The organism is Paenibacillus allorhizosphaerae, from assembly GCF_042659105.1.
Classification (GTDB): Bacteria; Bacillota; Bacilli; order Paenibacillales; family NBRC-103111; genus Paenibacillus_G; species Paenibacillus_G allorhizosphaerae.
On record NZ_JBHSRV010000001.1, the window covers coordinates 631,575 to 650,992 of the forward strand.

19 protein-coding genes are annotated in these 19,418 nt (G+C 52.9%); 4 read left to right on the forward strand and 15 right to left on the reverse strand.

What is annotated here, in order from left to right; all coding sequences use genetic code 11:
- Nucleotides 1-35: 35 nt before the first annotated feature.
- Nucleotides 36-938: an AraC family transcriptional regulator gene (locus ACFQI7_RS02670; RefSeq protein WP_218096855.1), complete on the forward strand. Its 903-nt coding sequence runs from the start codon at nucleotides 36-38 to the stop codon at nucleotides 936-938.
- Between the two features lie 77 nt (nucleotides 939-1,015).
- Here the strand turns inward: ACFQI7_RS02670 and ACFQI7_RS02675 are convergent, their stop codons facing one another.
- The 11 genes from ACFQI7_RS02675 to ACFQI7_RS02725 all read right to left on the reverse strand — a co-directional run bounded on the left by ACFQI7_RS02675 (nucleotide 1,016) and on the right by ACFQI7_RS02725 (nucleotide 10,722).
- On the reverse strand, nucleotides 1,016-1,972 hold the full coding sequence (locus ACFQI7_RS02675) for a D-2-hydroxyacid dehydrogenase family protein (protein ID WP_218096856.1): 957 nt from the start codon (nucleotides 1,970-1,972) through the stop codon (nucleotides 1,016-1,018).
- Nucleotides 1,973-2,136: 164 nt separating this feature from the next.
- On the reverse strand, nucleotides 2,137-2,388 hold the full coding sequence (locus ACFQI7_RS02680) for an HAD family hydrolase (RefSeq protein WP_218096857.1): 252 nt from the start codon (nucleotides 2,386-2,388) through the stop codon (nucleotides 2,137-2,139).
- Complete coding sequence (locus tag ACFQI7_RS02685; RefSeq protein ID WP_268966793.1) at nucleotides 2,372-2,494, reverse strand: hypothetical protein; 123 nt, start codon at nucleotides 2,492-2,494, stop codon at nucleotides 2,372-2,374. Before ACFQI7_RS02685 ends, ACFQI7_RS02680 begins: the two co-directional genes overlap by 17 nt.
- A gap of 36 nt (nucleotides 2,495-2,530) precedes the next feature.
- The gene (locus ACFQI7_RS02690) at nucleotides 2,531-3,334 is read right to left on the reverse strand and encodes a phosphotransferase family protein (RefSeq protein WP_218096858.1); all 804 of its coding nucleotides are present in this window, start codon (nucleotides 3,332-3,334) and stop codon (nucleotides 2,531-2,533) included.
- 261 nt (nucleotides 3,335-3,595) lie between these two features.
- Nucleotides 3,596-4,651, reverse strand: coding sequence for a chorismate synthase (gene aroC, locus ACFQI7_RS02695; protein ID WP_218096859.1), 1,056 nt, complete (start codon nucleotides 4,649-4,651; stop codon nucleotides 3,596-3,598).
- 391 nt (nucleotides 4,652-5,042) lie between these two features.
- Nucleotides 5,043-5,507: an NUDIX hydrolase gene (locus ACFQI7_RS02700; protein WP_218096860.1), complete on the reverse strand. Its 465-nt coding sequence runs from the start codon at nucleotides 5,505-5,507 to the stop codon at nucleotides 5,043-5,045.
- Between the two features lie 72 nt (nucleotides 5,508-5,579).
- Complete coding sequence (locus tag ACFQI7_RS02705) at nucleotides 5,580-5,909, reverse strand: DUF1904 family protein (protein ID WP_218096861.1); 330 nt, start codon at nucleotides 5,907-5,909, stop codon at nucleotides 5,580-5,582.
- Nucleotides 5,910-5,927: 18 nt separating this feature from the next.
- Nucleotides 5,928-6,575, reverse strand: a complete 648-nt coding sequence (locus ACFQI7_RS02710; protein ID WP_218096862.1) for an HAD family hydrolase — start codon at nucleotides 6,573-6,575, stop codon at nucleotides 5,928-5,930.
- A gap of 35 nt (nucleotides 6,576-6,610) precedes the next feature.
- Nucleotides 6,611-7,609, reverse strand: coding sequence for a zinc-dependent alcohol dehydrogenase family protein (locus ACFQI7_RS02715; RefSeq protein WP_218096863.1), 999 nt, complete (start codon nucleotides 7,607-7,609; stop codon nucleotides 6,611-6,613).
- An 86-nt stretch (nucleotides 7,610-7,695) separates the two neighbouring features.
- Nucleotides 7,696-9,768, reverse strand: coding sequence for an acyltransferase family protein (locus tag ACFQI7_RS02720; protein ID WP_230414597.1), 2,073 nt, complete (start codon nucleotides 9,766-9,768; stop codon nucleotides 7,696-7,698).
- A 219-nt stretch (nucleotides 9,769-9,987) separates the two neighbouring features.
- The gene (locus tag ACFQI7_RS02725; RefSeq protein ID WP_218096864.1) at nucleotides 9,988-10,722 is read right to left on the reverse strand and encodes a YheC/YheD family protein; all 735 of its coding nucleotides are present in this window, start codon (nucleotides 10,720-10,722) and stop codon (nucleotides 9,988-9,990) included.
- Between the two features lie 269 nt (nucleotides 10,723-10,991).
- On the opposite strand from ACFQI7_RS02725, the gene ACFQI7_RS02730 reads away from it, so the two are divergent.
- From ACFQI7_RS02730 to ACFQI7_RS02740, 3 genes are all read left to right on the forward strand, one after another.
- Nucleotides 10,992-11,147: a hypothetical protein gene (locus ACFQI7_RS02730; protein ID WP_218096865.1), complete on the forward strand. Its 156-nt coding sequence runs from the start codon at nucleotides 10,992-10,994 to the stop codon at nucleotides 11,145-11,147.
- A gap of 375 nt (nucleotides 11,148-11,522) precedes the next feature.
- Complete coding sequence (locus ACFQI7_RS02735) at nucleotides 11,523-12,671, forward strand: glycosyltransferase family 4 protein (RefSeq protein WP_218096866.1); 1,149 nt, start codon at nucleotides 11,523-11,525, stop codon at nucleotides 12,669-12,671.
- 6 nt (nucleotides 12,672-12,677) lie between these two features.
- Nucleotides 12,678-13,700 carry a phosphotransferase gene (locus ACFQI7_RS02740; RefSeq protein ID WP_218096867.1) on the forward strand — a complete coding sequence of 341 codons (1,023 nt, stop codon included), beginning with the start codon at nucleotides 12,678-12,680 and terminating at the stop codon, nucleotides 13,698-13,700.
- Between the two features lie 153 nt (nucleotides 13,701-13,853).
- On the opposite strand, the gene ilvD is transcribed toward ACFQI7_RS02740, so the two are convergent.
- Genes ilvD through ACFQI7_RS02760 form a run of 4 tightly spaced genes read right to left on the reverse strand, consistent with a single transcriptional unit; the run spans nucleotide 13,854 to nucleotide 19,286 of the window.
- On the reverse strand, nucleotides 13,854-15,590 hold the full coding sequence (gene ilvD, locus ACFQI7_RS02745; protein WP_218096868.1) for a dihydroxy-acid dehydratase: 1,737 nt from the start codon (nucleotides 15,588-15,590) through the stop codon (nucleotides 13,854-13,856).
- A gap of 37 nt (nucleotides 15,591-15,627) precedes the next feature.
- Nucleotides 15,628-16,389, reverse strand: coding sequence for an SDR family NAD(P)-dependent oxidoreductase (locus ACFQI7_RS02750; protein WP_218096869.1), 762 nt, complete (start codon nucleotides 16,387-16,389; stop codon nucleotides 15,628-15,630).
- Nucleotides 16,386-17,900, reverse strand: coding sequence for a M81 family metallopeptidase (locus tag ACFQI7_RS02755; RefSeq protein WP_218096870.1), 1,515 nt, complete (start codon nucleotides 17,898-17,900; stop codon nucleotides 16,386-16,388). The genes ACFQI7_RS02750 and ACFQI7_RS02755 overlap by 4 nt, the downstream gene beginning before the upstream one ends.
- 45 nt (nucleotides 17,901-17,945) lie before the next feature.
- Nucleotides 17,946-19,286, reverse strand: coding sequence for a GH39 family glycosyl hydrolase (locus ACFQI7_RS02760; RefSeq protein WP_218096871.1), 1,341 nt, complete (start codon nucleotides 19,284-19,286; stop codon nucleotides 17,946-17,948).
- Nucleotides 19,287-19,418 lie beyond the last annotated feature (132 nt).

Sequence of the window (19,418 nt, forward strand, 5' to 3'; positions counted from 1 at the left end):
ACTACACACGAAGGCGCAGAAAGGAGCTGCTTCGCATGTTCTTTGAGCGGTACAACGTTAGCCGGGAAATCTTTATTGAAAAGCTGATATCGTGCCATTATTTTGAGTTTGCCAAAAATTATTATTTTAATGGCGAGCGGCATGATTTCTGGGAAGTGTATTACGTCGATAAAGGCGAAATCGAGGTGACTACAGACAGCGGCATGTATTTGCTCAAGCAGGGCGATATGCTCGTTCACGAGCCGAACGAGTTTCACAGCACACGCACCAACGGGAAAATCGCGCCGAACGTCTTCCTCGTCACTTTCGAATGCGATGCGCCCTCGCTTGCTTTTTTCAAACAAAACAAATGGTTTCACCTGGGCAGCGAAGAACGGTCGATCATGGCGCTGCTGCTCAAAGAAAGCTTCCATGCCTTCGGTCCGAATCCGACCCACGGCACCGTCCGGCTGATAGCGAATCCGAACGACCGGCCGTTCGCGAGCGAGCAGCTGTTTGTTTCGTACTTGGAAATATTGCTCGTTTCTCTCATCCGCAACCATGCGGTGCAGCAAGAGTGGCGGAAGGCACCTACCGCGGTCAAAGAAAAGCGGGAGGCCGATCTGTTCGACAACGTCATCGAATACATGAAGCAGAACTTGCACGGGACGCTGTCGCTCGACCAGTTGTGCAGCCATTTTTGCGTCGGCAAATCCAATCTGAGCATTATTTTCAAAAACAGGCAGGAGCGCGGCGTGATGGAATACTGGAACCATCTGAAGATCGAAACGGCCAAAAGGTACATCCGCGAAAACAACTACAATTTAACGGAAATCTCCGAGCTGCTCGGCTACAACAGCCTTCATTATTTTTCGCGCCAATTCAAGAAGACGACAGGCATGACGCCGTCCGAATATGCCAAAACGTTAACTTCACGGCTGTTCAATCAGCGTTCGTAAGATAAAAAAGTCCCCGTCGGTCGATGACGGAGACTTTTTTAAAAAACGGCGCGCAGTATAAAATTTGTTCAATGCGATCAAGAAAGCGTGCGAACCGGAGCTCCGGATAAATAGGCTTTGATATCTTCCACTGCGTCTTTATAAAAAGCCTCATAATTCGCTTTCGATACATAGCCGATATGCGGCGTAGTTAACAGATTCGGAAGCGACCGGAAGATGTGATCCTTCGGTAGCGGTTCCACCTCGAACACATCTACTGCAGCCCCGGCGATCCAGCCGTTCTGCAAAGCCTCGGCCAGAGCGGCTTGATCCACGATCGGTGCGCGAGACGTATTGATCAGATATGCCGAAGGACGCATACACTTGAGATCCGCGGCACGGATCAAGCCTCTTGTCCGGTCGCTTAATACAAGATGTATAGACACGAAGTCGCTGCTCTCCAGCAGCTCCTCCTTGGAGGCGGCTAATCTCACGCCAACCTCGTCGGCCCGCTCTTTCGTCAAATTTTGGCTCCACGCCGTGACATCCATGCCGAACGCGTGGCCGAACTTGGCGATCTTGCTGCCCAGCTTTCCGAGCCCAAGCACCCCAAGCGTCTTACCGTATAGATCCGCACCGATCGTACTCTGCCACTGACCGCTCCGAATTGCGTTGTGCTCCGGCACGATGTTGCGGGCGAGCCCCAAAATCAACGCCCACGTGAGCTCGGCGGTTGCGTTGCCGGCACCTCCCGTGCCGCAAACGGTGATTCCCTGCGAAGCGACTGCAGCCAAATCAATCGACGCATTGCGCATGCCTGTCGTAATGAGCAGCTTCAGACGGGGAAGCCGGGCAAGAAGAGGCGCGCGAAAAGGAGTCCGTTCACGCATAATCACGACAATCTCGCAATCGGCGATCTGACCGACCAGCTCATCCGGATTATCAATATGCCGATGGATGCTTCTGACCTCGACTTTGTCCGAAATCCGCGACCAATCCGCAGCTGTTAACGCCACTTGTTGATAGTCGTCCAAAATCGCACAGCGAAGCTTCATAAAATGGCCTCCTTCAAAACACAAAAATTACACTGATGCGAAGCAGGCGCACAACAATGCCCGCCCTGATCAATGCTTGTACATATTGCACACATATTAGTTACAGTATATTCTTGAACTTAACGCTTTGTAAACAACAGCGGTATTTCGGCTGTTGATTCTCGTCAATGCGTTGGGTCGGAGTATATCCACTCCAAAATGCTGTGCAAATCCGCGCATTCGTACGTCGGCACGATAGCCCCGGTAAACGTATCTCGTTTTCGATTGACCCAAATATTGCGTATCCCCGCTTGAGCGGAACCTTCGATATCGTCAACCGGCGAGTCTCCGACATAAACGACTTCGTGCGGCCCCAGCTTCAATTTGCTTAACAACCGTTCGAAAAACGTAGCATTCGGTTTAAAACTGCTCGGCATTCACCGTGCTTTTATTCTTTGCTAATATTTGCCGGACTGCCTTAATGGAACCGCTGCCCGTATCAACCAGCGTGCCGTAGCAGTCAAAGAGGATGGCTTTTATCATGACTGACGCCCTTTCTACAAGCAATTGCTTGATGGTTTACATCGGAATCGATCCAAGCCGCTCCCGGATGAGCTCAAGCAAGCTGTTTTTTTCCGCCGGCGGTATCCACTCTACCAATCTGGCGGCAGCTACCGGCAGCATCCAGCTGTCGATATTCGAATACGGTTGTCCCGAGAGCTCCAAATAATGTTTGGTGTATCCTTTCCTTATTTTGTTTCTCATGAATTGAACGATCGCTTTAACAATGTTGGGCGTTCCGTCCGGCATCGTTCCATAACTTAACAGCAGAATCGATCGGGCGGCATCGCCGGCCGGATTGCCCGACATGCCGGTCATCCAGTCGATAATCCGGATCCCGTCTCCAACCAGCACGTTGTCCGGATGAAAATCGCCATGACACAGCTTGTCATCATCAGGCAGCGCCTTCAAGTAACGCAAAATGCGGCCTTTTTCTTCTTCGGTTAGCAACTGGGCCGCTTGGATATGTTCGCTTAAAACGGCTTTTTGTTTCCTAAGGCGTCCGGGCGCGCTTTGCGTATGCAAATCATAATGCAGCGCGGCTAATGTTGTGGAGTGTTTGCCCAACAACCAAACATTTTTAGACATCGCGCTCAGCATGGAGACGCCGTTTACGCGGTCAAAAACGATGCCCAGCCTGCCTTCTTTGCGCGCCAGTTCGTATGCATGCGGCGAAGGAATGCCCAATGAACAAACGAATTGACTGGCATCAAACTCCCGTTGAATGAAATCTTCGGGAAAGCCTTTCCTGTAAAGCTTCAAAATTTTATTTTCGCCGTACTCAAAAATGTCCGCTGTCCGGCCCCTGCCAATCTGCTTCATCTTGCTCCCTCCGAATTGGCGCCATATGTCTGTAACTGTTCGTGGCGAACGAAAAACGCTTCTATGTGATTTCGTCGGAAATCGACATTTTCCTTTTCCCGTTTGCGGATTTATGCAAAATAATCCAGAACGCGGCTAGCCGGTTGCTATCTCCAGATGGATGCCGACGCACAATAAACAAGCGAGTGAACGGTAATTTAAAAAAAGCGAGCCGCTTGTTAAGAGCAGCCCGCTTTCGGGATACACCACGTTTTAGGAAGATTAATAATGAGTGGCGGCTTGGCGCTTGTAGTGATCCTCTATGACCAGACAAGCCATCGCCTCGACCACTGGCACGATTCTAGGGCAAATGCAGGGATCATGTCTGCCTTTCGTAACGATGATATGGTCTTCCCCGTTTTGATTGACGGTCTGTTGCGGAACGGAGATGGAAGACGTCGGTTTGATGGCCACCCGAAATACAATTTCTTCGCCCGTGCTGATTCCGCCGATCATCCCCCCGGAATGATTCGTTATAAAATGGCCGGCCTTCATTTGATCGTTATGCTCGCTGCCGAGCATTTTCGACGCGGCGAATCCGGCTCCGAATTCAATCCCTTTGACGGCGCCGATGGACAGCATCGCTTTAGCCAAATCGGCATCCATTTTATCGAACACGGGTTCGCCGAGGCCGGACTTGACGCCTCGGATCCGGCATTCCACGATACCGCCGCAGCTATCGCCAATCGCGGCAAGCGCTTCGATCTTCTCCACCATTTTCAAGGCCGCTTCAGGATCGCAGGCTCTTACGGGATTCGTTTCAATTGCTTGTTCGACGTAGTCGCGGCATTCGATACCGCCGATCTCCTTCGTGTAAGCGAGAATCGACACGCCTCTGCGCTCCAGCATTTTGCGCGCTACGGCGCCTGCCGCCACCCTTCCCGCCGTTTCCCTGCCGGAAGCCCGACCGCTTCCCCGGTGATCCCGAATGCCGTATTTCTCCAAATAAGTGAAATCGGCATGCCCCGGACGAAAGCTGTGCTTAATATCGTCGTAAGCCTCAGGCCTCATATCCTTGTTATACAATATGATGAACAAGGGCGTTCCCGTCGTCTTGCCTTCGAAGGTACCCGACAATATGTTCACGATGTCATATTCTTTGCGCGGCGAAGTAACGGTCGATTGACCGGGTTTTCTGCGATCCATTTGAATCTGAATATATTGTTCGTCAATGTCCACACCCGGTGTAACGCCATCGACGATGACGCCGACCGCGGCCCCATGCGATTCGCCAAACGTTGTAATTTTAAACGACTCTCCGAAACTGTTTCCAGCCATCTGAGCTCACTCCTTCTGTCTTGTCCCGTTGTGTTCAATGGTACCTTTATTTCATTATAAAATTTCGAAAGCTATTTATGAAATCGTTTATTTCGATCGACTCCATAGAGAGAGCTTATATCAAGAATCGAATTGAGAGCCGTTTTTATTGTTGAATAACACTAGGAATTAGAGAGCTTGGAAACTTACTACGAAGATTCATCCTGCTCTTACATTTTCGTGAACGACCGGATAGATTCGGCTCGGCTCGCCGCTTATATGATGTCGTCCTGAAAATGCAAAGACCGCCATCGGCGGTCTTTGTGCGGGTGTAGCCCGGGCTGCTTCAAATCAACTTATGCACGTTGTTCATCCATTAACGCTCGTGGGCAGCATATGCTGCGGAGCGAAATCAAAGATTGCGATAATGACGCGACATAAATTCATCTATTATTTTTTTGTGGCTCTTGACGATCTGCTGCGGGAGTTCATCCGGCTTATAATAAACGAAATCGAGCGCTTCCGACTTGTCCACCACGAGCTCCCCGGTAATTTCTTTCGTATAAAAGGCAGTTGTAACGGCATAAAATTCATCACCGTTAGCCGCTCGGATGAATTGACCTTGGCCGGAATACACGTTAATTAATTTTAGCTCACCGGCCTTCAAATTCGTTTCTTCAAGCAGTTCTCTTCTTGCCGTGTCTTCCACCGATTCTCCCAATTCCATGAGCCCGCCAGGAATTCCCCATGATCCGTACGGATGCTTCCGCTGCTGCAGCAGCAGCCGTCCATCGCAATCGACAGCGATGACGACCGCCCCGACCAATATAAGCGGACGATGGCCGACGAGCGCTCTAATATCTTCTACATAACCCATATAAGATCCCCCCGCTGGTATTGGTCCAAAAATATCGGTGACGCGCGATATAGTGCCATATGTATATCCGTCTTATCCGCACGGCACGCCGCCCACATAATACCCGTCTTCCCGGTACACCTTAAACGCAATCTCCAGCTCCAGAATACCAACCGAGCGGACGTATCTCGTAATCGCTTCCGCTATGCGATCCCTCGCTTCACTGCCCCGCTCAAACCAGGCCACTTCGATAAACGGAAACGTTTCGCACACTTGTCCGTCAAACACGGAAACGACATTCAAACAATCCACCGTAAAGTTATCCGTTCCGCATTTGCAAATATCGGCCAGCTCTTCCACGAGCGGCTTGCTGATGGATGCCAAAATTTCAACGCTGATTCCTCTTGCCGTTAATTGAGGCATAATGATGATCCTCCCGATTCAAATGTATTGGATAACGTCTGCCATCGATTCGATGTAAGCGGTAGGAACGACGCCTCTGCGCTCCAGCTCGGAACGGTTGGCTTGATAGGCTATGAAGCGTACACCGGCATCGATCGCCGATTTCCCGTCGATCCACGCGTCTCCTATGGCCAGCCAATGCTGCTTCGACACATGCGGATATGAATTGACGATCCATTGCACCCCGGCCGGAGAAGGCTTTAAGCCGGCCTGCTCTCTGCCGACAATATGTTCGAAATAATGTTCAATCCCTGTCGTACGCAGCGCTCTTACCGCCGCATCCTTCGCGTTGTTCGTCAATATCGTTAAATGACAAGCGGGCCGCAGCTGCTCCAGAACCTCTTCAACTCCCGGCTCAAGTCCCGCATCGTTCATCCCTTCCCGCTCCAGCTCCGTGACGATGTCCCAGACCGCTTGTTCCGCTTGTGCGGTGAATCGCGGTGAGGAGCGGGCAAGCTCGATTAAAGTGGATGAAGTAAACTCGTCCAAAGCGATAGATTCGCTCACGATATGATGGCCGACCAAATATGCATGCACTTGAAGCTTCATGCGTTTGAAATCGATATTCGAACGGAGTATCGTATTGTCCATGTCGAATATAATGCCTTTTTCCTTTGGCGCAATCATTCCGATCCGCTCCTCTCCGCTCTGCATTGCTCCGTTCAACCGGTCAAAAAAATTTTCCCGTTGCCCTTCTCCGTCGATTGAGCGGCGCGAACGGCTTCCTTCACATCCGATAAATCGAAACGGGCGCTTGGCGCACAGAGCCGCAATTGCCCGCTGCCGATGAATGACATAAGCTGCCGAAACGTTCGCTGCCACGTCTCGGCGGATACCTGCTTGTTCCAATGACGCAGGTGAAACAACATCAGTTTCGCCCCTGTCTTTTGAGCGATTTCTGCGGCCTGCAGCGGTTTTCCCGACAGAAGACCGATGCTGAGCAGCTTGCCGCCCGGCCGGGCGCTATACGCCAATGCCATACCGGAAGCGCCGCCGACGGAATCGATGGCAGCGTTTGCTCCCACTCCGTTCGTCAGCTGCATTACGGTAGAATGGAGCAGTGGATTTAACGGGTCGTCCGTTTGGATAACGGCGACGGCGCCGTGCTCCAGCAGTTCGGCCGTGTGGGAACGACTTCTCGTGACCGCAACGAGCCGAAAGCCGAGAATGCGGGACAACTGCGTATAAATACGACCGATGGATGAACCGCAAGCGTTCACAACCACTACATCGTCCGGCTTTAATTGCAGCACTTCCGTACATGTAACCCACGCCGTCACCGGGTTAATATATAACTGAGACGCCGTGTCGTCGTCCAGCGTATCCGGCAGCAGTACGGCAAGCTCCGCGGGCGCGTTTACAAACTGCTGCCATGTGCCTTCCCCCCGCAGTGGAAGCACTCGCTTGCCGAGCCAATTCCGGGAAACAGTAGGCCCGGTTTCTTCGACGATCCCGACGCCTTCGTAACCGGGGATGGCCGGTAAACCAATGCGATGCGCATACGCTCCGCCTACAGGAATGAGGTCCGACGGATTTATTGGCCGGGACGTCATGCGCACCAGCAGCTCGCCTATTCCCGGACGACGGATGCTTTTATGTTCGATACGCAATACTTGTTCAGGACTTCCGAATTTTTCATAGGTTACACATTTGCCTTCCAACGCGGCGAATCCCCTTCGGTGTTGAATTTCCTAAAGTAATATTACCATTTGCGCTTGCATGTTAAAACAATTGTCCTGCGAACCGCTCAGCTTGCGATATTTGTATCGGTCCCGCTCTTTGCAGCCGCCGCTTCCGCACGTGCGGGAATCCCGATCGCCTTTATGACTAAAGAGGCGTACAAACGGGCCCCCTCTTCCTTCAAATGAACGCCGTCCGCGGCAAAGTAATCGTTTTTGCCCGCGCTCGCCGAGTACCAGTCCACCAGCGTAACGTTGGAGGCCGTGTCGGCAGCCTCCTTCAAATTCTCGTTAACGTTCCCTTCCCACGGTCTAGGTACACGGGTATTTACAAGCACTACCTTCCGCTCGCTCCCGATCGTTTCCAACAGCGTCTTCAGCTGCTCCTTGGAAAACGTCCCGTTCGTACCCAATTCCACGACAACGACAGTGCCCAGCTTTTTATCTTTCTGCAATTGGATTGTTAATTCTTTGGCTTCTGAAAATTGTCGACCGACCTTTCCGTCAATGATGATATCCGGCACCTGCTGTTTTAGGAACGGAGCCGCATCCAGGATTACGGAGTCGCCGATCGCCGTTACGCTTAATTCGGCTTCCGGCGGGCGCACCGCGGAAACCGGAGGCTGCTCGGGCGAAGCGGTATCGGTCCCGATGTCGGCCTGAACCGGACCTGCTGCGGCGGTATCATCCGGAGGCTCCGGCTGCGCTTGGACAGGCAGCACCGCCTCAAAGTCCGTACTTGCCTGTGATGGTCCGGGCGCCTGCCGATCCGGTGAAATCCATTCCGGACCCGCGGGATGATCGGAAATTACCGTTTGCGGCGCGGAGCTGACGACCGTCGTCCCGTGGGGCGGTTCGAGCTTGCTGATGACGCCGATGATCAAGACGAGCGATAAATATACCATGGAATAGGACATCAGCCCGCTCTTCCCGGTCCGTACCCTTCTTCGCGACGGTTTCCGAACCCATGCCCTTCTTCGTATAGGCTCTTCGACAAAACGCCACGATAAGGCTGCAAGCCCGACGGCCGCCGCAACTTGCCATGCCGCTTGCGTCATGCCGCTGATCCCAAAGGTTTCCGGAGCCGCATTATCGGTCAGTACGATAATCGGATAATGCCATATGTATATTCCGTAGGAACGGACTCCGAGCCATCGCAGCGGTTTGCAGCCAAGGATGGCACCCAGCCGGCTGGCCGGATGTACGAGTGCGGCGATCGTGGCTGCAGCCGCCAAAGATAACACGACCATGCCTCCGCGATACAAAAAATCGTCGTATTGACTCGTTGCCCAAATCATGAAAATAATGACAATCAATCCCGCGCTGCCGACCGAATCGATCACGTTGCGCATTTGCGTCGATGTGGGGGCAGCAAGCTTCCAGCTCGGCCAAAGCACGGCAAGCGCAGCGCCGATCAGCAAAGCGAAAGCTCTCGTATCCGTGCCGTAATACACCCGGCTCGGATCGGTTCCCTGCACATACAGCAGCGCCATGGCGATCGCCGAGGCCGCAGCTCCGACCGTTATGATTGCCGCAAGCCGTCCCCTGCGCGGTGCGAAACGAAGCCCTAGCCAAAGCAGGAAGGGCCATACAATGTAGAACTGTTCCTCTACCGCAAGCGACCAAAGGTGGCCGAACGGAGATAACGGGCCGAAGCTTTCGAAATACGATACTTTGTGGAAAATTAGCCACCAGTTGTTGACGTACAGAAGCGATGTAATAATATCCCCTTGAAGCATGGGCAATCTCGACGGATTGGTGAATACAAGCCATCCTCCGACCGCTACAAGCATGACCAGGAACAATGGAAGCAATCTTCTCATACGACGGAGCCAAAAGTCCTTCAGATCAATCTTCCCTTTTTTCTTCCACTGTGCAATCAAAATATCCGTTATGAGGTAGCCTGACAGCACAAAAAACACGCCGACACCAAGCAAACCGCCGGGAGCCCATGCCGGGTTCAAGTGATAAACAATGACGGCGAACACCGCTAGCGTTCGGAGGCCGTCAAGCCCCGGCATGTAGCGGCGCATCCCTTTTTCGCCCGGGGATAAGGAATCGGCACTCCGCTCTTGCCCGGTTGAGCGCTCCCGCTGTGCTGACGGTCCGGAATGTTCGGACTCCGTTATGACTCGGCTCATGCGTACTCTGTCCTTTCGATCTCAAAGTTGTGTCCTGATGATGAGGGGGTTCGGGAGCGCAATAGTAAGTGAAACAGGCTCCCGTAACAACAGCGAATGTACGCTAATCGCCGGCAGGTCGCATAATAAAAAGACCGCTAAAGCATATGCGGCCTCATTCCATTTCAAGCGTTGTCCGATTATCGACAGCATAAATTTTATTTTATTTTAACATCTGGCTCACTTTTTTTTGTACGATATGATTTTGCGGTACATCGATTTGTCTTTCAATTTGAGGAACAAAGAAGTCGCTGGATCGAAATTCGCCTCGATAATCCATATTCTCCCTTTATGATCCAATCCCATGTCCACTCCGGTCATGTGAATCCACTTGTAATATTTGTGCAAATGCTTCGCAGTCCGCAGAGCCACTTTGTCGATTTTTGACATCAAAGCTTTGCTGTATTTGCCGCTGATTTTCGAGCTCTGTATCGCTTTTTTTACCGAAACGACTTTTCCTTTACTGCGCTCGATGTTGGTAACGATATACCCTTTTCCTGCAATTTTAGCAAGTTTTCCGGTTACCGTCCAATCCGATTTTTTACGGCGCTGCACCATGACTCTCAAATCGAACGGACGGCCGTTCGCTTTAGCCAGCGAGATGCGCCGCTGCACGATATAACTGTGAAGATGTTTGCGTTTCAAGTAGGCACTCAGCTCTTTGAGGCTGCCGAAAACTTTGACTTTCTTGTCGGAATGAAGCGAGTATCGTCCTTCTCTTTCCGCAGATACTTGCATCACGCCCTTCCCCCCGAAGCTTGCCGAAGGCTTAATGATCACATCGCCATATTTGTTCAACATTCGGCTTAAATTCTTTGAATCGAGTCGGCGCGTTTCCGGCAAATACTTGGCCAGCTTCCGATGTTTTCCGAGCAATTGATATTTGGTCCATTTCGACCAGCTTAACTTCGACATACTCCTGCTCCTTTATCGTGGACATGAGATACTTATTTCAGTCAACTACACTAATGTATGATTTCGGCAGCCTTCCGGGCTAGGCTATGGCCCGAACTCATAAAAAATATGGTTCCTTCGTATGCCATGACAGCCGATCCCCAATCCGAGCGTACAACCCCCATAAACGTGAAAGCCAGTTACAGCTATAATGGAAACCTGTACGATATGCATATTTTTCCTCTGATCGGCGAAAGCTAACGCAATGATAAATGAAGGAGGTTCAGCACATGGCGGAGCAGCAACAGGAGCAAGGTAAAGAAATAAGCACGGACATACAGCAGCAGGTCGAATACCCGAATTACCATCCCGGCATTGAGCCGGGCGTCGATTTTATTTATGGCAGCGACCAGGATGAGTATCAGGAGAACAACGAGAAGGCGTAACCGCCTAATGAATTGAGTTGACAAGCGATAAGGCAGAAAAAAGACAGCGACGACTTGCTGTCTTTTTGTATTTTACGGCTGCAATGATGATTTTTGCGACACGTTTAGACTTCATCGCGTGGACGAAGAGGGAGACGAATCGGGGGTTGTCATTAAAGATTGAATAGCGCTTTAGTCGGTTACACAGAAAAAACCTTTTTTCCACAGGCGCTTATATCCACCCATACCATAACCGTAACAGCCGCATATCCCAATAAGGATATATTTGCTTTATTCTTCGAGATTCCCGTCAGGCCTTTGTATCACCAAACCGAGCAGCTTGGGGGTCAGGCTAGATAAGTCGGATCAAATTATTCCGAAAGGGAGGTTACGGATATGGGAGAAAGCCGTTCTACTTGCGTTTGGGTCTTGACCACGGAGTTTAGTCCTTACATCGTTGGAGGCCTTGGAACAGTAGCGACTGAGCTTTCGAAGGCGATAAGCAAGGAAAACGTGAAGGTTATCGTATGGAGCAAAAGCGCTTCAAAGCAAGTCGCGTTTGCGGGACTCCCTCGTATGGTAATCATTCGGATTCCGCAGACCAAACGCTATTACGAGTATGGTTCCTACAAAACGGGTTCACTGGTAAGCGCTGCTTCTACACTTGCTTCGCGAAAACCTGATATCATTCATGTGCATAGTCTGGAGTATGCGAATGAGGCGCTATCGTACAAGAAAAAACATCGAACTCCTATCTTGTATACGTGCCATTCACTCATCCTTTCAGAAAAAACGAATACCCTTTCCGCCGTACGCAGAAAAAACATCCAGAGAGCGCTGATACTCGGCTCCGACCGAATCGTCGTTCCCAGCGGGTGGCTGCGAAACCAGATCGTACAGCGGTTTCCTACGGCTTCAACCAAAACGATTGTCATCCCTCACGGAGTTGAGATACCCTCTCGAATCACAAAAGCTCCACGGCATGAGCTCCTGTATGTCGGAAGGCTGATCTCCTCCAAAGGCGTCGATCCTCTGGTCGAGGCGGCCGGCAAGCTGTCCCGTAACCATAAAAAGCTTCGGCTTACCATTGTTGGAAAAGGCTCTCAAAAATATCGCAGAAAGCTTTTTTCCATCGCACACCGTAAAGGCTTTGCTTCGAAAATCCGTTTTCTCGGGTTTCTTCCGCCACATAACATGAAACGAATCTATGCTTCCATGGGAATCGTCGTCGTCCCAAGCAAGCAAGGAGAATCGTTTTGCCTTGTCGCACTTGAAGCGATGGCGAACGGGAACCCGCTCGTTTCCACGCTTGCCGGCGGGCTAAGAGATTTTGTCAATCATCGCAATGCGGAGATCATTCCCAGTGTGACAGGAAAGTCTATCGCAAAAGCGATTAAAAAAGTATTGGCTAACCCAGAAAGAACAAACAAGAGGATCCGGATGGCCCGTATCGTAGCTAACCGCAATAGGTGGCCGGATGCAGCAAAACGGTATATCAAACTTTTCAAGAACCTTCAAGCCTCGACATCGAACAGAAGGAAGTGAACAGTTATGAAATCTGTTTCTGCGGCAGCTGGGCTTGTTGCCCGATTCGGGGTAAGAGCCGCACGCACAGCCTTCGTGCAACGAGGGGTTTATCGCATCGTCCTGCCTAACCGCGAATCCTATTGCTTGAAGCGGATGCCTTGCTCCGAATCCCGTTTGCGTTGGATCGACAAGACACTCCTTGCCGTAAAAAAAAACGGGTTCACCAAAGTCGCTTGGCGAGACCCGCTCAAAAGGCAAGGGAAACGGCTATTCGTCAAGACGAATAGCCGTAGCTGCTTTATCCTCTCACCATGGCTTCAAGGGAGATGGCCAGCTGTTCATTCGCGTAAAGATATGCAGGCCTGCGGGGCAGCCCTCGCACAATTTCACCGAGCGTGTCATATGGGCCCTTACAAAGCGGGAGCTTTCAACATGATCGGAAAATGGCCTGGCGTTCTCGCAAGTCAGCATGCTCTTCTAAAGAAGCTCGTATTCACTGCCCGACGAAATGGATATCATCGGGCCATGGATCGTTATCTGCAGCAGCATGGCAGCGAGATTCTAGGCTATTCCGAGGAGGCGCGCCGTCTCTTACAACAATCCAATTATAAAGCCGTCTGCCAGGCCCATCGAAGTAAAGCGCAATTATGTCACGGGGATGGGGGCCCGACAAACTTTCTCATCAATGCGAAAGGCGTACATCTCATTGACTTCGAAACCCTCCGACTCGATTTGCGTGCATACGACTTGTATAGAGTCATCTATAATTCCTGCAAGGACCATAAATGGAATTTTACCATTGCCCGCTCGTTCCTTGACGGATATCAATCCGTTAGCAAGCTCACGCGAAAGGACTTTTCTTTTCTTAAAGTCTGGCTGCGATTTCCTCAGACCGTATACCTCCTACTCCGCACATTCAACCATAAGAGTGTGAGAGATAAATCGGCAGCCGAGCGCGGATTTCTCCGGGCACTCCAGGATGAGCGGAGAATCCTGCTATTTCTCAAGCAATTGGAAGCATACAGAAAGCAGTGTGGGGCCAACTAGGACTAGAACATTGGAACGTACTATGGTTACAGCTTCGCAAGCGCCCGGTCTACGGCACGCAACGTTTGTTCCACTTCGCACTCGCCGTGAACGGCGGAAATATACCACAGTCCGTTCGGGCGAAGCAGCACGCCTTCCTCCAGCATCCGTTCGTTACAGCTGGATGGAACCGCCTTCCAGCGCCGGCTTCGCCAAACGGGTATACTGCCCAAGCGCGCCCGAATGGCGAAAGACCGGGCGCTCCCAGCGCGCTCTCCGATCGGCCATAATTCGCCCCATCTCTTCATCTTCCCGCAGCGCCCCTTCCGTCCCGACGACGTCCAGCTTGCGTGCAGGAATGTCGATCCGCACGATATCGCCGTTCTCGAGCAGCGCAATCGCTCCGCCGTCCGCCGCCTCCGGACAGATGTAACCGATGCAGGGCCCGCGCGTAGCGCCGGAAAACCGGCCGTCCGTGACGAGCGCCGTCGTCTTGGAAAGAACCGGGTCGGAAGCGATCAGTTCCGACATGTAAAACATTTCCGGCATGCCGACCGCTCTCGGTCCCTGATAACGAATGACGATGACGTCGCCGGGCAGGATCGCCTTGCTCAAATAAGCATCCACAGCCGATGTTTCGTCGTCGAACACCCGGGCCGGCCCTTGATGCACCATCATGTCTTCGACGACGGCCGATTTTTTGATCGTCGCTCCGCGCGGTGCCAGGTTGCCTCGCAGCAGCGCCATCGATCCTTCCGCTTTCAACGGCTTCGCTAACGGATAGATGACATCGCGCTTGTTCAGCTTGTAGTTCGCCAGAAACATCTCGGCAAAGTTCGGCATCTCGCTCCGTTCGAATTGGTCCAGGTTGTCGCCGACGGTTCGTCCCGTCACGGTCAAGCAGTCGAGATGCAGGCTTTGTTTCAGCTCCTTCATGACCATCGGGACTCCGCCTGCATACCAGAACAGCTCCGTCGGATATTTCCCGGCCGTCTTCGTATCGACCAGCACCGGAACGTCGCGGTGGATTCGATCGAACAGCTCCGCATCGAGTGCAATCCCGACTTCCCCGGCGATGGCGATCAGGTGCATCACGGCATTGAGAGAGCCGCCGATGGCGGAATGAACCATAATCGCATTCTCGAACGCTTCCTTCGTCAAAATGCGAGACGGCGTAATGCCTTCCAGCTGCAGCTTCATTACATGATGACCCGCGGCCCTCGCCATGCGGCGAATCTCCGCGTTGGTCGCCGGAATAAGCGCAGACCATGGAAGCGCCAGGCCAAGGGCTTCCGCCATCACCTGCATGGTCGCAGCGGTCCCCATATATTGGCACGCGCCGCAAGTAGGGCAGCACGTCCGCTGGAACGCCAAAAATTCGTCCTTCGACATTTTCTGTTCCTTCACTTCGACGCTCATGTGCCATAATTCTTCATTCGATTTCAAGCATGGGCCGGCTCCCATCGCGCCTCCCGGAACGTGAACGGCCGGAATGTCGAGCCGTGCGATCGCCATCAAATGTGCCGGAACCGCTTTATCGCCGGCCGAACTGAGCACCATCGCATCGAACGGCGTCGCAAGCGCATGAATTTCAACCATGGACGCGATAAAATCGCGCGATGCCAAGGAATAATGCATCCCCGCATGCGCTTGCGCAATTCCGTCGCAAATATCGGTTGTTGTATAGCGCGCCGGCTTGCCCCCCATTTGCAAAACGCCCTTCTCCGCTTCCGCCGCTAATTCCCCCAGATGATATGAGCTCGGGTGGCTGGAGCCTTCCGTGCTTTCCACGAGCACCTGAACTTTGTCGAGATCGTCCACGGTCCAGTCCATTGACATCCGCAGCGCGTCGCCCTCGAAGCTTATTTGCCGAACTTTCTGACTCGCCATCGTCTCGTTCCTCTTATTCACGACCGGTCCCCCCTTTTCCGACATCATCATAAACTCGTCAATGCATCATCCAGCCGCCGTCGACATTGAGCGTCTGCCCGCTGATAAAATCGCTGTCCGGCGAGGCGAGAAACACGAACGCGCCTTCCACATCGGCGGCGATTTCACGGCGGGAGAAGCATTGCGCTTTGGCAAGAAACCGCGCGCTTTCCTCGATCGTCTCCGCGCTGACCTTCTCGTATTCCGTCTCCGTTAGAACCGCTCCCGGCGTAATGCAGTTCACCGTAATGCCATGCTCGCCCACCTCACGCGCCAACGCACGGGTAAAGCCGATGATGGCGCCTTTGGAAGTCACGTAATGCAAAAATTGCTTCTGCCCCGTAAAAAACGTGACCGAGGACACGTTGATGATTTTCCCGTATCCTTGCTCCTGCATATACGGAAATACGGCTTTTGCGCACAAAAATTGGGATCGCACGTTAACTCCCATCACGTGATCCCACTCTTCGACCGTAATTTCATTCCATGTTCTCCTTGGGTCCATCGCCGCGTTATTGACCAGGATGTGAATGCCGCCATACTGCCTTACGGTTTCATCAACCATACGGATGACTTCCGCTTCCTTCGAAACATCCGCGCAGTACGCGAATGCTTCGCCGCCTTGGGCTTTAATGTCCGCAACAACCTGATCGGCCAGCTCGGGATGCGAACGGTAATTGATCACGACCTTGGCGCCCTCTCTTGCATACCGTTTCGCCACGGCGGCACCGATGGAACGGGACGACCCGGTAACGACAGCAACCTTACCTTCGAGTCTCATCGTACGCTTCCTCCACTCCATATGAAATCGTCGTCGAACGGATAAAACGGGCGAGGCAGCTTGCTATATGGCAAACGCCGCACATTGGCCGGACTGCAGCCCGGGGTGTCGAGGATGAAGATCCGGTCTGATAACCGCTCGTAATCGGCGCGGAATTGATTGGCCGATTTGACGAGGACGATGTCCGCTTTCGACGGCTCAAGCCCCATGCTGCGGTACATCGCCGGATCGCCGGTAAAGGTCGGCTTCTCGGTGATGAGCAAGGACACGTTTCCAATGTCAAGCACAACGCACCGCCCCATGTGCGCCGTCGTATGTTTGGCGTATCCGCCTTGCAGCTGAAATCGTCCGTCGCCGATTTTGCGCACGGTGCCGGTAAGTTGCACCGGCTTGCCGTGAGCACGGTTCGGATTGAGCGTGTACCCTACCTCCATGGTCACGCTGCACCCGACACCGGCTTCAATCGCCTTTGCGACGGCCGGCGCATCGACCATCGTCAACAAGCACGCAAGCCGGTTGTGAACGCCCAGCTCCAGAAGCTCACGAAGTACAAAATTGCTGTCTCCTGTCGCTCCTGCCCCAGGACTATCCGACGAATCCGATATGATATAAGGGTATCGGTTCAAGCCATCTTCCTCTCGTGACTGAAGCGCCCGCTCCGCGATCTCCTTCACCTGGAACAGTTCGATCTCAAACTCCCGGCGTTTTTGCCAAAACAGTTCGGCCATCCGGTCAGCCTCCCGCTCGGCATGCTCCGGCTCCTTCCCTACAACGACTACCGATATACCCATTTCTTCCACGTCGAGCCACGGCTGCACCGGGAAAAGCGAAGTAACGACCGAATGCCCCTCGGCTTCTCCGTTTTCCGCTTCCTTCCACAAATCGGCAAATGGTCCGCTTGACGTTTGGCTGTTTTCCGCAGGTACGATCATCGGCAGCTTGCGGAAGGCGCTACAAGGCCGGAGCTCCTTGCGCATGATCGAGAACAGCAGCTGTGCCGAACGGTAGCCGGTTTCGACAAAATCCGTATGCGGATACGTGCGAAAGCCTACGAGACCGTCCACGCCATTCACCATACGCCGTGTTACATTGGCGTGAAGATCGAGCGATACGACCAGCGGAATCGCTTTCCCAATATGGCTGCGAATCCGCTCGATCAACTCGCCTTCCACGTCGTCGCAGCCCTCCGCCGCCATGGCGCCATGCAGTGCGAAGTAGACGCCGTCATAGCGGCTCGCGGATTGAAGATGAGCCTCCACCATACCCAGCAATTCGCTTAATGCCGTATCCTTAAATACTCCGGAAGATACGGCGTTAGCCGAGAAGGTCGGGATGACGCCGACGCCTTGCTCCGATGCCGCTTGCAAAAAGCCTTTGATTTCATTCTCCGTGCGCATCGCCAGCATGTCATCGCCCATAACCAAGTGATGCCGCCGGAAATTTTCCATCGTGCTTCTCATCGGACTGAACGTGTTGCTCTCCTGAATAATGCCGCCGACCAGTACTTTCATACCCCCGCTCCCTTCCTCGAAACATATCCGCTGATGAAGTGGCGCTCATACCGGCGCAGCTTTCAACAGCAGGACGGTATGCTGAGGGATGAACAGCTCCAGACTTGCAATGTTCCGGGTGCTCTCCTCCTGCAAATCAAGCTCCTGTTTGTCGTTCAACACATACGTTTGCAGGAGGAATTCGCTTCCGCTCGCAATGCCTTGAACCTCGATATGATACGTGCCGCTCTTCCCGTTATAATTGCTGATCAACAGCGCGATATGGCCCGACGCATCCGCTCCGCAGCAGCACGTGATGCCGGGAGCAGTTTCGCTTACGGCTGCGTGCACGCGCTGCGGATGCTGCAGCAGCTCGTGGAACGCTTCGAAAGCATAGTAAGCTTTCTGCGGCACGCCATAGTAGTCGAATAACCCGCAGAACAACGCCGTAGGCTGGCCGTCGTAGTAGTTGGCGGCATCGACGGGCAAATCCTGCATCAGCATCAGCACCGTTGCAACGAACGAGGCGCCGACGCTTCCTTTGGCCCGTTCGAACACGAGTCTGCGGATATGCTCGTTGCCGGGCTGCCATATCGTGCGGAAGTCTCCTTCGAAATAGTTCCATTCGTTCAAGTGACTTTCCGCCTGCGGATACCCGTACGCATCCAGCTTCTCGCGGGCAAAGCGGGCATCCTTCACAATTTGCTGCGGGTCGGCGGAGTACACATGCCAAGAGAAGAAATCCAGCGGCAGCCGGCGATCACGGCAAACGGTCAAAAACTCGTTCAAAAAATCGTCGCGATTCACGGAAGTAGCGGCATATCCGCCGACCTTGAGCTGCGGGTCAAACCGCTTAATGGCGGTCGACGCCGCAGCATACAGTTCATAAAACTGTTCCCAGGTGCCCGACCACATCTTGTGCTTTGGACCGACGACTTTATCCGGTTCGTTCCATATCTCCCAATACTTGATCCCGTAATGAAATCCGCCCGCCCAGCCTTGATTGTAATGGCGGATGATGCCGATGCAGATTTGCGCCCATTTGCCGTAATCTTCCGGAGGATGAATGTAGTATTTGGTTGCCGTATGCTCGATGCTTTCCCCGAGTCGGTAGACGATGTCCGCGCCGGTCGCGACGATCGTACGGATATATTCGTCCGTTCTCGAGAAATCGTAGCTCGCCGGATCGGCCGGGTCTTTCGAGAAATCGGGAAATATCGTATGAATGTCCACCTCCCACGCATGCGGCCAGTTCGGATCGTGCAGCCGGACGAGCGGAATTTCCGTTTTTGCATAATAATGCGAAACATCGATCAGGGAGCCGTAGCATACGGGACCGTTGTTGACGCCGTGAAGCGGCTTAAACGTACCGATGATCCTATCTGCGCGAATCGTCATATGTGCCATTTCGATGAACCTCCAATGTTTATTCCGAGTATGCGACCGCAAGTAGAAGCGCGGCCTCCGCCCCGCTCGTTCACGAAACGGAGCGGAAGCGGCTGTACCCGCTTCATCGCGAATGCCGGCCGACGCCGGTCA